Consider the following 12,475-nt stretch of genomic DNA (forward strand, 5'->3'; position numbering starts at 1 on the left):
TGGAGCAGCCGCAATGGCGATCGAGGCCGGCATGCCCTCACCCCAACCCTCTCCCGCGCGCGGGAGAGGGAGCGATACAGTACGCGCGGAGCAAGGCGAGACCCTCGCCAAGCAGCTCGCGCTGGTCATCGACCTCAACGTCTGCGTCGGCTGCCATGCCTGCGTGACCTCGTGCAAGCAATGGAACACCTCCGGCAGCGCCGGGCCGCTGGCGGACGAGAAGCCCTATGGCGCCGACCCCACCGGCACCTTCTTCAACCGCGTGCAGACCTACGAGGCCGGCGCCTTCCCCGCCACCGAGACCATCCACTTCCCGAAGAGCTGCCTGCACTGCGAAGACCCGCCCTGCGTGCCGGTGTGCCCGACCGGCGCCAGCTACAAGCGCAAGGAGGACGGGATCGTGCTGGTCGACTACGACAAGTGCATCGGCTGCAAGTACTGCGCCTGGGCCTGCCCCTACGGCGCGCGCGAGCTCGACGAGGAGCGCCAGGTCATGACCAAGTGCACGCTGTGCGTGGACCGCATCTACGACGAGAAGCTGCCCAAGGAAGATCGCAAGCCGGCCTGCGTGAAGGCCTGTCCCACCGGCGCGCGCCTGTTCGGCGACGTGAAGGACCCGGACTCCGAGGTCTCGAAGGCGATCCGCGAACGCGGCGGCTATGCGCTGATGCCCGAGTGGGAAACCAATCCCGCCAACCGGTACCTGCCGCGACGCATCACCGATGTGGCGGGAGGCGCGCCATGAACCCGGCCTTCTCGGTCGTCATCTTCACCACCATCGCCGGTGCCGCGCAGGGCCTGGTCGTCACGCTGGCGCTGGCCATGCTGGCCGGCCTGCCGCTTGCGCCCGGCTTCGCGAGCATCGCGCTGATCGTGGCCGCGATCATGCTGCTCGTCGGCCTCGGCGCCTCCTTCGGCCACCTCGGCCGGCCCGAGCGCGCATGGCGCGCGGTGCTGATGTGGCGCACCTCCTGGCTTTCGCGCGAGGTGATCGTGCTGCCGGCCTTCATCGCCGTGGTGGCGCTGTGGTGGCTGGCGCTTCGAGCCGGCATCGACACGCTGCTCTTGCCCCTGGCGGCGATCGGGGTCGCGGCGCTGCTCTGGTACTGCACTGCGATGATCTACGCGTGCCTGCGCTTCATCCAGGAATGGGCGCAGCCGCTCACCGTCGTCAACTTCACGCTGATCGGGCTCTCGTCGGGCCTGGTGCTCGCAAGCGCCCTGGCCGCGCTGTTGGGCGAAGAGCGCCTGCTGCAGGTCAGCGGACCCAGCGCGCTCGCGATCACGCTCGCGGCCTGGGCCACGCGCACGCTGGCGCTGCGCCGCAACGCGGCCCTGAAGCCGCGCTCGACCTTGCAATCGGCCACCGGCATCCAGGCACCGAATCTGGTGCAGAAGTCGATGGGCATGTCGGCCGGCTCCTTCAACACGCGCGAGTTCTTCCACGGCGCCAGCCGCGCGGCGCTGAAGCAGGTGAAGCTTGGCTTTGTCGTGCTGGCCTTCGCGCTGCCGTCGCTGCTGCTGGCGTGGGCTGTCGGCGCGCAATCGACCTTGGCTTTCGTGCTGGCCTTTGTCGTGCAGGTGCCCGGCCTCGTCGCCGAGCGCTGGTTCTTCTTCGCGCAGGCGCGGCATCCGCAGAACCTGTACTACCAGGTCGTGTCCTGAACCTGCAGCCTGCAGCCTGCAGCCTGCAGCCGGCGCTGAGCCTTCCTATACTGGCCGCCCCCAGATGGAGATACGCCCATGCCCGCCGACACGCCCCGCACCACCTTGCAACTCCGTTCCCTGATCAAGCGCAGCGGCGAGCTCGAGCTCTCGCTGGTCGAAGAGCCGGTTCCCGAGCCGAAGCCCGACGAAGTCGTGGTGCGGGTCGAAGCCGCGCCGCTGAATCCCTCGGACCTCGGCCTGCTCTTCGGCACCGCCGACATGGCCACGGCCAAGGCCTCGGGCACGCCCTCGCGGCCGGTGGTGACGGCCGGCGTTCCCGAGGCGGCGATGAAGAGCATGGCCGCGCGCCTGGACGCATCGATGCCCGTCGGCAACGAAGGCGCGGGCGTCGTGGTGGCGGCGGGTTCCTCGCCCGCCGCGCAGGCGCTCCTGGGCAAGACGGTCGCGATGATCGGCGGCGCGATGTACACGCAGTACCGCTCTATCCCCGTCGCCCAGTGCATGCTGCTGCCCGAGGGCACGACGCCGGCCGAGGGCGCATCGTCCTTCGTCAATCCGCTCACCGCGCTGGGCATGGTCGAAACCATGCGCCGCGAGGGCCACAAGGCGCTGGTGCACACGGCCGCGGCCTCCAACCTCGGCCAGATGCTCAACCGCATCTGCATCGAGGACGGCATCGGCCTGGTGAACATCGTGCGCAGGAAGGAGCAGGAAGAGATCCTGCGCGCCATCGGCGCCAGGCATGTGTGCAATGCGAGCGCGCCCACCTTCATGCAGGACCTGACCGATGCGCTGGTCGCCACCGGCGCGACGCTGGCCTTCGACGCCATCGGCGGCGGCAAGCTGGCCGGGCAGATCCTCGGCTGCATGGAGGCGGCCTTGAACAAGACCGCCACCGAATACAGCCGCTACGGCTCGACCACGCACAAGCAGGTCTACATCTACGGCGGCCTGGACCGCGGGCCCACCGAGTTCGTGCGCAACTTCGGCATGGCGTGGGGCATGGGCGGCTGGCTGCTCTTTCCGTTTATGCAGAAGATCGGCCCGGAGGGCGCGAAGAAGCTCAAGGAGCGGGTGGCGGCCGGGCTGAAGACCACCTTTGCGAGCCGCTACACCAAGGAGGTGTCGATGTCCGAGGCGCTACGGCTGGAGGAGATCGCGGTCTATGCGAAGCATGCGACCGGGGAGAAGTATTTGCTCAATCCGAGCAGGGGCTGAGGGGCCGGCTGCAGCCTACCCAAGCGCCAGCCGCGTCCCCGAAGCGCCCGCCGCCTTGCGAATCCCGTCCGGCCCGTAGAAGGGCTGCGCGCTCGCCTGCAGATAGTCGAGCGCGTTCTGGGTGAAATCGAGATGGCCGTAGACCATCGACCCGATCCGGCGGTTGCCGGCCTTGGCGCGGTCTGCAAGTTCCAGCAGCGCCGTCCAGGCCTCTTGCGATGCGTCGCCGGCGGCGGCTGCGGCTTCATCGGCGCCGGCGCGGCCGGGCTCGAAACCCAGTGCCACCTGCGCCGATTCGCGCGCCTGGTCGAGCGCGGCCATGCGGTCGAGCAGGGCGGCCTTCCGTTCGGTGAGCGCACCGAGGTCGGCGAAGAGTTTGTTCTTCATGGCCTGCGCCTCCAGGTCCAGCACCGCAAGGAATTCTTCGACGCAGGACTTCTCGGCCAGCAGATGGGGCAGCAGCATCACGTTCACAGGTCTTTCTTGGCGCCGAGCAGGTCGCGCACGCTGGCCAGCAGGCCCTTGGCAATCCGCTCGGGATGAATCTCGTAGCGGCCGGCACGGATGTCCTCGCGGATCGAGGCGACGCGCGCGGCATCGAAGTCGGTGCTGGGCGAGCTCGGCAGCGAATGGACCTGGCCGGTGGAAAGCTGCACCGATTCCTTGGCGCCTTCGGCAGCATCGGCGCCGATGGCCGGCAGGGCCTTGCCGCCCTTGGCGGTGCGGGAGAGCGGGGTGGCCGAGGGGGCGGATGGATCGATTTTCAAGATGGTTCCTCAGGGGCTGACCCGTTTATCGGCAGTTTAGGGCGGAACTTTAGGTTCGCCTATTGCGAAAGCAGGATCTGGCCGCCTTCATCCGCCACGCCGCTGACCAGGCGCCCGTCCCGCGTCTTGGCCTGCACCGTCGCGCCGGCCTCGGCGCGGGTCATGGCGCGGGCCTCGGTGCTGACGGTGAAGCCTGGCCCTTGCGCAACCACCTGCACCGTCTGGCCCTGCTGGATCACGACCACGCCGCGCAGCAGTTCGCGCCGCACCGGCGCGCCGGCGGCGATGCGGTTGACGGCGACGACGCCCTTGAGCTCGGCGGCATCGGTCACGACCGAGCGCGGCAGCGCGCCGAGATCGCCCGTGCGTTCGGCCAGGTCGCCGGCGCCCAAGGCCTGGCCGGCCTCGATGGCGCGCGCGGCCACGAAGTAGCGGCCTTCGATGGCGACGCGCGCCTGCACGTAGCGCATCCAGGGCCTGTCTCCGGCGCAGCGCAGGCCCACCGACACCCGGCCGGTGGGCGCCGCGCCCCGGGGCAGAAAAGCTTGCAGCGATTCGCAGGCAGGCAGCGTGGCCGGCATATTCACCTCGATGCGCGCCTTGCCCGCCAGGCCGGCGGTCTGCGCCTGTAGAAAACGTTCGACGACGGCGCGCGCGTCCGCCGGCGCGGCCGCGGCCGGCGCTGCGGCCAGCGCCGAGATCAGCGGCAGCAGGAGAAGACGGCGAAGGGCGCGGGGTGTTTCCATCATCGGTGCGGCGATTCTAGGAATGCATGGCGCTGCCTGAAGGTGCGAAGTGCACCCCAAATCCCCCTTTGTTCGGCCCATTGCAAACACGACCCGTGCATAGACTCGCTTTCCATCAGTCGCCATGCCCGCTCGGGACGCGACACCTCCAAACGATGGAACCACATGATCGACAAGCTGGATGCGGCGCTTCGCTTCAACCGCGAAGCACTCAATCTCCGGGCGCAGCGCCAGGAAGTGCTGGCGGCCAACATCGCCCATGCCGACACGCCCAACTACAAGGCGCGTGACTTCGATTTCGCAAGCCGCCTCTCGCAGGCCGTGGAGCAGGGCCGCGCCGCGCAGTCGGTGACGCTTTCCACCACCTCCGCGCGCCACCTGCAGGCGGAAGGTTCGGGCGTGCCCGATGCCGACTTGCTGTATCGCGTGCCCAGCCAGTCCAGCATCGACGGCAACACCGTCGAGATGGATGCCGAGCGCATCAACTTCGCCGACAACGCGCTGCGCTACGAGGCCAATCTCACGGTGCTCAGCGCCAAGATCAAGTCGCTGCTGTCGGCAGTGCAGTAGGAACCACCATGCCCTTGCCTAGCGCTTCCATGAATATCTTCAACGTGGCCGGCTCCGCCATGGCTGCGCAGTCGCAGCGCATGAACGCGACCGCCAGCAACCTGGCCAATGCCGAGAGCGTGGCCGGTCCGGACGGCCAGCCCTACCGCGCCAAGCAGGTCGTCTTCGAAGTCGCAGCCTCGGGGCAGCAGGACATCGGCGGCGTCAAGGTCGCGGGCGTGGTGGAAGACCAGTCGCCGCTGAAGATGGTCTACGACCCGAAGAACCCCCATGCCGACGCCGCGGGCTACGTGACCATGCCCAACGTCAACGTGGTCGAGGAAATGACCAACATGATTTCCGCTTCGCGCAGCTACCAGGCCAACGTCGAGGTGCTCAACACCGCCAAGACGCTGATGGTCAAGACGCTGACGATCGGCCAGTAAATCCCAATCACAAGAAGCGAACCCATGGCCATCGACGACTCCCTCGCCATCAACGGCACGACGGGCAGCAGCTCGACGCAGAACAACAGCGTGAGCGGCGCCGACAGCGAGCAGCGCTTTCTCAAGCTGCTGGTGACGCAGCTCAACAACCAGGATCCGCTCAACCCGATGCAGAACGCCGAGCTCACCTCGCAGCTCGCGCAGATGAGCACCGTGAGCGGCATCGAGAAGCTCAACAGCACGCTCTCCGGCCTGGTGAACCAGACCGGCGCCAACCAGGTGCTGCAGGCGGCATCGCTGATCGGCTACAACGTGCTGTCGCCCGGCAACGAGATCGCCACCGTGGCCCCGGAAGCAGGCAAGGACCCCGCGATCGTGCCCTTCGCGGTGCAACTGCCGGGCTCGGCCGGCGACGTCGAGGTGAAGATCGTCGACGCCACGGGGAAGACGGTGCGCACGCTCGACCTCGGCTCGCTGCCCGAAGGCGTCAACGCCGTCACCTGGGACGGCAAGGCCGACGACGGCAGCGTCGCACCGGCCGGCAGCTACACCTTCACGGTGGCCGCCGACAACAACGGCAGCAGGGTCGAGGCGACCGCGCTCACCTTCGCGCAGGTGGCCGCCGTCAAGCAGGGCGCGAGTGGCGTCACGCTCGAGCTGGCCTCGGGCCGCAGCATCGGCCTGGCCGACGTCCGCATGTTCCTCTGAGCCTTCCGCCTGACTTCTCCATCGGCGGAGGCCGTCGTGCTGCAAGCCGTTTCTTCATCGCCTCGAAATAAGGATCGATCATGAGTTTCTCCCAGGGCATCAGCGGCCTGTCCGTGGCCGCCGCCAACCTCGACGTCATCGGCAACAACATCGCCAACTCGGGCACGGTCGGCTTCAAGTCGGCCGCCGCGACCTTCCAGGACGTGTATGCCGGCTCGCGCATCGGCCTCGGCGCCTCGGTGGCCGGCGTGACGCAGAACTTCACGCAAGGCGTGACGCAGACCAGCAGCCGACCGCTAGACGTGGCCATCCTCAACGGCGACGGCTTCTTCCGCCTCTCCAGCCCGAGCGGCGAGATCATGTACTCGCGCAACGGCCAGTTCACCAAGGACCAGGACGGCTACATCGTCAACGCCGCCGGCCTGCGGCTGACCGGCTTCGGCGTCTCGGCCACCGGCGGCATCGAAGGCGGCACGCCCTCGGCGATCCGCATCCCGACCACCGCCATGGACCCGAAGGCCACCACCGGCGTGCAGGCCGAGTTCAACCTCGACTCGCGCAGCGTGACGCCCACCAAGACGCCGTTCAACGTCACCGACTCGGACACCTACAACTACTCCAACGCGCTCGGGCCGGTCTACGACTCGCTGGGCAATCCGCACGAGCTGGGCGCCTATTTCGTGAAGACCGGCGCCAATGCCTGGGACGTCTACGGCGCGGCCGACGGTGCCGCGCTCAACGCCGGCGCGCCGATCGCCACCATGACCTTCGATGCCAACGGCAAGCTGCTGACCCCCGCCGGCGGCACCATCACCCTGCCGGCGATGACCTTCCCCAACGGTTCGGCGGCGATGAACGTCACGGTCGACCTCTCGGGCACCACGCAGTTCGGCAACGCCAACGCGATCAACAAGCTCGTTCAGGACGGCTACACCTCGGGCACGCTGACCGCCTACTCGATCAACCCCGACGGCACCATCACCGGCAGGTTCTCCAACGAGAAGACCGAGCTGCTGGGCCAGGTGGTGCTGTCGAGCTTCGCCAATCCCAACGGCCTGGAGCCCAAGGGCAACAACGTCTGGGCCGAGACCCAGGCCTCGGGCCAGGCGCTCACCGGCACGCCGGGCGCGGGCACCAAGCAGGGCTCGCTCGCCTCGGGCAAGCTGGAAGCCTCCAACGTCGACCTCACCTCCGAGCTCGTCAACCTGATCGTTGCCCAGCGCAGCTACCAGGCCAACGCGCAGACGGTGAAGACGCAGGATCAGGTCGTGCAGACCTTGATCAACATCCGCTGATCGGGAGCCGGCAGTGGACCGCATGCTGTATGTCGCCATGAGCGGCGCCAAGCAGGCCATGGAGCAGCAGGCCTCGGTCGCCAACAACATGGCGAACGTCTCGACGCCGGGCTTTCGCGCGCAGGTCAACAGCTTCCGCGCGGTGCCGGTGGTCGGCGAGGAAGCGGCCACGCGCGCCTTCGTCGCCGCCACCACGCCCGGGGCCGACTTCAGCCAGGGTCCGCTCACGGAGACCGGCCGCGCCCTCGACGTCGCGGTGCGCGGCGACGGCTGGCTGGTGGTGCAGACGCCCGATGGCGGCGAGGCCTACACGCGGGTGGGCAACCTGCAGGTCGGCGCCGACGGCCAACTGCTGACCATGGGCGCGCGCCCGGTGGTCGGCGAGGGCGGCGCGCTGGTGGTGCCGCCGGGCTCGACGGTGCAGATTGCCGCCAACGGCGCCATCACGGCCCGCGGCGCCGGCGATCCGCTGGTCGGCGTGGCCGAAGTGGGGCGCCTGAAGCTGGTCAATCCGCCGGCGGCCGACCTGGTGCGCGGCGACGACGGGCTCTTTCGCATGCGCGATGGCCTGCCGCCGGCCGAGGCCGACGCGGCCGTGACGGTCGCCAGTGGCGTGGTCGAAGGCAGCAACGTCAACGCGGTCGAAGCCATGGTTTCGATGATCGCGCAGGCCCGCAGCTTCGAGATGCAGATGAAGTCGATGCAGACGGCGGACACCAACGCGCAGTCGGCCAACAAGTTGCTGGCGTACGGCTAGCCCAATCACCCAAAGGAACATCACCATGATGCGCTCGCTCTACGTCGCCAAGACCGGCCTCGAAGCCCAGCAGACCCAGCTCGACGTCGTGTCGAACAACCTCGCCAACGTCGGCACCACAGGCTTCAAGCGCAGCCGCGCCGTGTTCGAGGACCTGATGTACCAGAACCTGCGCCAGGTCGGCGGCCAGACCTCGGACCAGACGCGCCTGCCTTCGGGCCTGCAGGTCGGCACCGGCGTGCACGTGGTCGCGACCGAGCGCATCCACTCGCAGGGCAACATGACCAAGACCGACAGCCCGCGGGACGTCGCGATCAACGGCGCGGGCTTCTTCCAGGTGCTGATGCCCGACGGCACCACCTCGTACACGCGCGACGGCTCCTTCCAGACCGACCGCGACGGCCAGCTCGTCACTGCCAGCGGCTTCCTGATCCAGCCGGCGATCACGATTCCGCAGAACGCCACCAGCCTCACAGTCGGCCGCGACGGCATGGTCTCGGTGACGCAGGCCGGCAGCACCGCCACGGTGCAGGTCGGCCAGCTGCAGCTCGCCACCTTCCTCAATCCGGCCGGCCTGCAGAGCATGGGCGAGAACCTCTATGCGGAGACCGATTCCTCCGGTGCGCCCAACCAGCTGAACCCGGGCCTCGAAGGCGCCGGCACGCTGAGCCAGGGCTATGTCGAGGCCTCGAACGTCAACGTGGTGGAAGAGCTGGTCAACATGATCGCGACGCAGCGCGCCTACGAGATCAACAGCAAGGCGGTGCAAACCTCCGACCAGATGCTGCAGCGCCTCGCGCAACTATGACCTCCCCCAGGCTTCGCGCACTTCGTGTCGCTCCGCCAACCCCCTCGCCGGGGGCGACACCCGCGGCCCGGCAAAGCCGGTTCCGCGGGGGCTTGTTGCTCTCCCCCAGGCTTCGCGCACTTCGTGTCGCTCCGCCAACCCCCTCGCCGGGGGCGACACCCGCGGCCCGGCAAAGCCGGTTCCGCGGTGTCCCTGGAAGGGGATTGGTGGCGCTGCTCGGTTTGGTGCTGGCCACCGGCTGCGCGCAGATCCCGCGCGAGCCGCTGGTGCACCAGCCGATGACGGCGCGCGCCAACACCTACGCGGCCTTGCCGGCGCCGCGCGCCAACGGCGCGATCTTCCGCGACGGTCCGGGCGCCAATGCGCTGTTCGAGGACCGCCGTCCGCGCAATGTCGGCGACATCCTGACCATCGTGATCAGCGAGCGGGTGAACGCGAGCAAGAATTCAGGCGCCAGTGCCAGCCGCACCGGCAGCATGACTGCTGACTTCCCGACCATTCCGAAGCTCCTGGGTGGCTTGCTCGACGGCCAGGACGCCAAGCTCTCCGGGGGCAACGTGCTCAGCGCCAAGGGCGGCGCGAATGCCAACAACACCTTCAACGGCGTGATCACCGTCACCGTGGTCGATGTCATGCCCAACGGCAACCTGCTGGTTTCCGGCGAGAAGCAGATGGGCATCAACCAGGGCACCGAGTACATCCGCTTCTCGGGCGTGGTGAACCCGCGCACCGTGTCCGGCAGCAACACCGTGCCCTCGACCCTGGTGGCCGATGCGCGCATCGAATACACGGCCAAGGGCTACATCGACGAGGCCCAGCACATGGGCTGGATGCAGCGCTTCTTCCTGAACGTCATGCCCTTCTGATGGACCTCCCCCAGTCTTCGCGCACTTCGTGTCGCTTCGCCAACCCCTCGCCGGGGGCGACACCGGCGGCCCGGCAAAGCCGGTTCCGCGGGGGCTTGTTGCTCTCCCCCAGTCTTCGCGCACTTCGTGTCGCTTCGCCAACCCCCTCGCCGGGGGCGACACCGGCGGCCCGGCAAAGCCGGTTCCGCGGTGTCTCCCGAACAGAAAGAGTTATTCCATGCGTTTCTTGCGTTCCGTGATCAGCCTCGCCGCGTTCTGCGCCCTCGCGCTGAGCGCGCCCGCGCAGGCCGAGCGCCTGAAGGAACTGGCCAGCATCCAGGGCGTGCGCGACAACCCGCTGATCGGCTACGGGCTGATGGTCGGCCTCGACGGCACCGGCGACCAGACCATGCAGACGCCGTTCACGACGCAGAGCCTCAACAACATGCTGCAGCAGCTCGGCATCACCATTCCGGCCGGCGTCAACATGCAGCTCAAGAACGTGGCGGCCGTGATGGTCACGGCCACGCTGCCTTCCTTCGCGCGGCCCGGCCAGAACATCGACGTGACGGTGTCCTCGATGGGCAATGCCAAGAGCCTGCGCGGCGGCACCTTGCTGATGACGCCGCTCAAGGGCGTCGACGGCGCGACCTACGCCATTGCGCAGGGCAACATGGTGGTCGGCGGCGCCGGCGCCTCGGCCAGCGGCAGCCGGGTGCAGATCAACCAGCTCAGCTCGGGCCGCATTCCGGGCGGCGCGATGGTCGAGCGCAGCGTCGAGGCGCCGGTCGGCGGCGAAGGCATGTTCACGCTGGAGCTCAACCGCTCCGATTTCGGTACCGCGCAGCGCGCGGTCGAAGCGATCAACCGCCAGTTCGGCCCCGGCACCGCCGACGCGATGGACGCCCGCGTGATCCGCGTGCGCGCGCCTGAGCCGCAGGAGCGCGTCGGCTTCCTCGCACGCCTCGAAGCGCTCGAAGTCACGCCCACCCAGGCGGTGGCGCGCGTGGTGATCAATGCGCGCACCGGCTCGGTGGTGATGAACCAGGCGGTGCGCGTCAACGACTGCGCGGTGGCGCACGGCAACCTCTCGGTGGTCATCAACACGGAGCCGGTGATCAGCCAGCCCGGCCCCTTCTCGGGCGGCAGCACGGTCGCCACGCAAACCTCGCAGATCTCGATCGCGCAGGGCGGCGGCGCGCTGCAGATGGTGCGCGGCGGGGCATCGCTCTCCGACGTGATCAAGGGCCTCAACAGCCTGGGCGCCAATCCGCAGGACCTGGTGTCCATCCTGCAGGCCATGAAGACCGCCGGCGCGCTGCGCGCCGAACTCGAGATCATATGAAGCCCACCCCCAGGCTTCGCGCACTTCGTGTCGCTGCGCCAACCCCCTTGCAGGGGGCAACACCAGCGGCCCGGCAAAGCCGGTTCCGCGGTGTTTTCCGAACGGGCCTGGCTTCGCCGGCCGCGTTGTCTCCTGAGTCTTGGCTCACACGCACCGCGAGGGACAGCTGAATGGCAATTCTTGATGCGAGAAGCGGCGCGCTCGACCAGCGCTTTGCGCTCGACGTGCAGGGCGTCGATGCGCTGCGGCGCACCGTGCGCAACTCGCCCGAAGAGGGCCTGAAGCAGGTCTCGCGGCAGTTCGAGGCGCTGTTCATGAACATGGTGCTGAAGAGCATGCGCGAGGCCACGCCGTCCAGCGGCCTGCTCGAGAGCCGCAACGAGAAGGTCTACATGTCCATGCTCGACCAGCAGCTTTCGCAGAACCTCTCGGGGCGCGGCGTCGGGCTGGCCGAGGCGATGCTCGCGCAGCTGAGCCGCAACGCGGCCTCGGGTGCGCCGGCCGACGGCGATGCCGGGGCCATGCCGCTCGACCCGCTTGCCGGCTTTCCGCTGAAGCCGCAGGCCGGCGTTCCGCTCGGTTCCTCGCCGCCCCAGGGCGCAGCGGCCACCCGGCGTTCGGCGCCGGTGGACCTGAGCGTCTACCAGAACAACGGCGAGCGTCCCTCGCCGGCCGCGATGGCTTCGCTCCAAGGGAAGGTGGACAGCTTCGTGCAGCGCATGGGCGGCTCCGCGCAGGCGGCCAGCGAGGCCAGCGGCGTGCCCGCGCCGCTGATCCTGGCGCAGGCCGCGCTCGAATCCGGCTGGGGCAAACGCGAGATCCGCGCCGACGACGGCACGCAGAGCTTCAACCTGTTCGGCATCAAGGCCGACCGCGGCTGGAAGGGCCCGGTGGCGGAGACCACCACCACCGAATACGTCGACGGCGAGCCGCAGAAAGTGCGCGCCAAGTTCAGGGCCTACGGCTCCTACGACGAGGCCTTCACCGACTACGCGAAGTTCATCACGCGCAACCCGCGCTACGCCAACGTGCTGGCCACGGACGACCCGGCCGAGGCCGCGCACGGCCTGCAGAAGGCGGGCTACGCGACCGATCCGCAGTACGGGCAGAAGCTCGTTCGGATCATGCAGAAATTCACATAGGACATCCAAAGGAGCAAGCACCATGGCAGAGATCACCAGCCTTCATCAGCACGCGAGCGCCCCGGTGCTCGCCAACGCCAACCGCCTCGAGGTAGTCACCTTCACGCTGGGCGAGGAGGAGTACGGCATCGACATCCAGAAGGTGCAGGAGCTGCGCGGCTACGACGCGGTGACGCGCATT

The 12,475-nt window shown here is 68.5% G+C and carries 16 protein-coding genes; 13 read left to right on the forward strand and 3 right to left on the reverse strand.

The annotated features are described in order from the left end of the window. The first annotated feature begins 31 nt into the window (after positions 1-31). From EJI01_RS17535 to EJI01_RS17545, 3 genes are all read left to right on the forward strand, one after another. On the forward strand, positions 32-745 hold the full coding sequence (locus tag EJI01_RS17535) for a 4Fe-4S dicluster domain-containing protein (protein ID WP_312846064.1): 714 nt from the start codon (positions 32-34) through the stop codon (positions 743-745). Then, positions 742-1,665, forward strand: a complete 924-nt coding sequence (locus EJI01_RS17540) for a dimethyl sulfoxide reductase anchor subunit family protein (protein WP_126838415.1) — start codon at positions 742-744, stop codon at positions 1,663-1,665. The genes EJI01_RS17535 and EJI01_RS17540 overlap by 4 nt, the downstream gene beginning before the upstream one ends. 78 nt (positions 1,666-1,743) lie before the next feature. After that, positions 1,744-2,886, forward strand: coding sequence for a zinc-binding dehydrogenase (locus EJI01_RS17545; RefSeq protein WP_126838416.1), 1,143 nt, complete (start codon positions 1,744-1,746; stop codon positions 2,884-2,886). 15 nt (positions 2,887-2,901) lie between these two features. Here the strand turns inward: EJI01_RS17545 and EJI01_RS17550 are convergent, their stop codons facing one another. From EJI01_RS17550 to flgA, 3 genes are read right to left on the reverse strand one after another with little or no spacing between them, the layout of a single operon-like run. Next, entirely contained in the window at positions 2,902-3,351 is a 450-nt protein-coding gene (locus EJI01_RS17550; RefSeq protein WP_260602499.1) for a flagella synthesis protein FlgN, read from the reverse strand. A gap of 5 nt (positions 3,352-3,356) precedes the next feature. Next, positions 3,357-3,653, reverse strand: coding sequence for a flagellar biosynthesis anti-sigma factor FlgM (gene flgM, locus EJI01_RS17555; protein ID WP_126838417.1), 297 nt, complete (start codon positions 3,651-3,653; stop codon positions 3,357-3,359). Between the two features lie 59 nt (positions 3,654-3,712). Then, on the reverse strand, positions 3,713-4,402 hold the full coding sequence (gene flgA, locus EJI01_RS17560; RefSeq protein ID WP_126838418.1) for a flagellar basal body P-ring formation chaperone FlgA: 690 nt from the start codon (positions 4,400-4,402) through the stop codon (positions 3,713-3,715). A 162-nt stretch (positions 4,403-4,564) separates the two neighbouring features. Between flgA and flgB the strand changes: the two genes are divergently transcribed. From flgB to EJI01_RS29330, 10 genes are all read left to right on the forward strand, one after another. Continuing rightward, positions 4,565-4,969: a flagellar basal body rod protein FlgB gene (gene flgB / locus EJI01_RS17565; RefSeq protein WP_126838419.1), complete on the forward strand. Its 405-nt coding sequence runs from the start codon at positions 4,565-4,567 to the stop codon at positions 4,967-4,969. A gap of 29 nt (positions 4,970-4,998) precedes the next feature. Further along, complete coding sequence (flgC, locus tag EJI01_RS17570; RefSeq protein WP_409513963.1) at positions 4,999-5,394, forward strand: flagellar basal body rod protein FlgC; 396 nt, start codon at positions 4,999-5,001, stop codon at positions 5,392-5,394. A gap of 24 nt (positions 5,395-5,418) precedes the next feature. After that, complete coding sequence (locus EJI01_RS17575) at positions 5,419-6,102, forward strand: flagellar hook assembly protein FlgD (protein WP_126838421.1); 684 nt, start codon at positions 5,419-5,421, stop codon at positions 6,100-6,102. 80 nt (positions 6,103-6,182) lie between these two features. Beyond that, on the forward strand, positions 6,183-7,397 hold the full coding sequence (gene flgE / locus EJI01_RS17580) for a flagellar hook protein FlgE (RefSeq protein WP_126838422.1): 1,215 nt from the start codon (positions 6,183-6,185) through the stop codon (positions 7,395-7,397). A gap of 13 nt (positions 7,398-7,410) precedes the next feature. Continuing rightward, positions 7,411-8,154 (forward strand): flagellar basal body rod protein FlgF, encoded by a 744-nt coding sequence (locus EJI01_RS17585; protein WP_126838423.1) that lies wholly within the window; start codon positions 7,411-7,413, stop codon positions 8,152-8,154. Between the two features lie 25 nt (positions 8,155-8,179). Further along, positions 8,180-8,962 (forward strand): flagellar basal-body rod protein FlgG, encoded by a 783-nt coding sequence (gene flgG, locus EJI01_RS17590; RefSeq protein WP_126838424.1) that lies wholly within the window; start codon positions 8,180-8,182, stop codon positions 8,960-8,962. 203 nt (positions 8,963-9,165) lie between these two features. Next, the gene (locus EJI01_RS17600) at positions 9,166-9,828 is read left to right on the forward strand and encodes a flagellar basal body L-ring protein FlgH (protein WP_126838425.1); all 663 of its coding nucleotides are present in this window, start codon (positions 9,166-9,168) and stop codon (positions 9,826-9,828) included. Between the two features lie 217 nt (positions 9,829-10,045). Beyond that, the gene (locus EJI01_RS17605) at positions 10,046-11,152 is read left to right on the forward strand and encodes a flagellar basal body P-ring protein FlgI (RefSeq protein WP_126838426.1); all 1,107 of its coding nucleotides are present in this window, start codon (positions 10,046-10,048) and stop codon (positions 11,150-11,152) included. A 170-nt stretch (positions 11,153-11,322) separates the two neighbouring features. Next, entirely contained in the window at positions 11,323-12,294 is a 972-nt protein-coding gene (gene flgJ, locus EJI01_RS17610) for a flagellar assembly peptidoglycan hydrolase FlgJ (protein ID WP_126838427.1), read from the forward strand. Positions 12,295-12,316: 22 nt separating this feature from the next. Next, positions 12,317-12,475 (forward strand): chemotaxis protein CheW (locus EJI01_RS29330; RefSeq protein ID WP_185878953.1); only part of this gene is annotated, 159 nt, incomplete at its 3' end.

The sequence above is a fragment of the Variovorax sp. MHTC-1 genome, from assembly GCF_003984645.1.
Taxonomy (GTDB): domain Bacteria; phylum Pseudomonadota; class Gammaproteobacteria; order Burkholderiales; family Burkholderiaceae_C; genus Variovorax.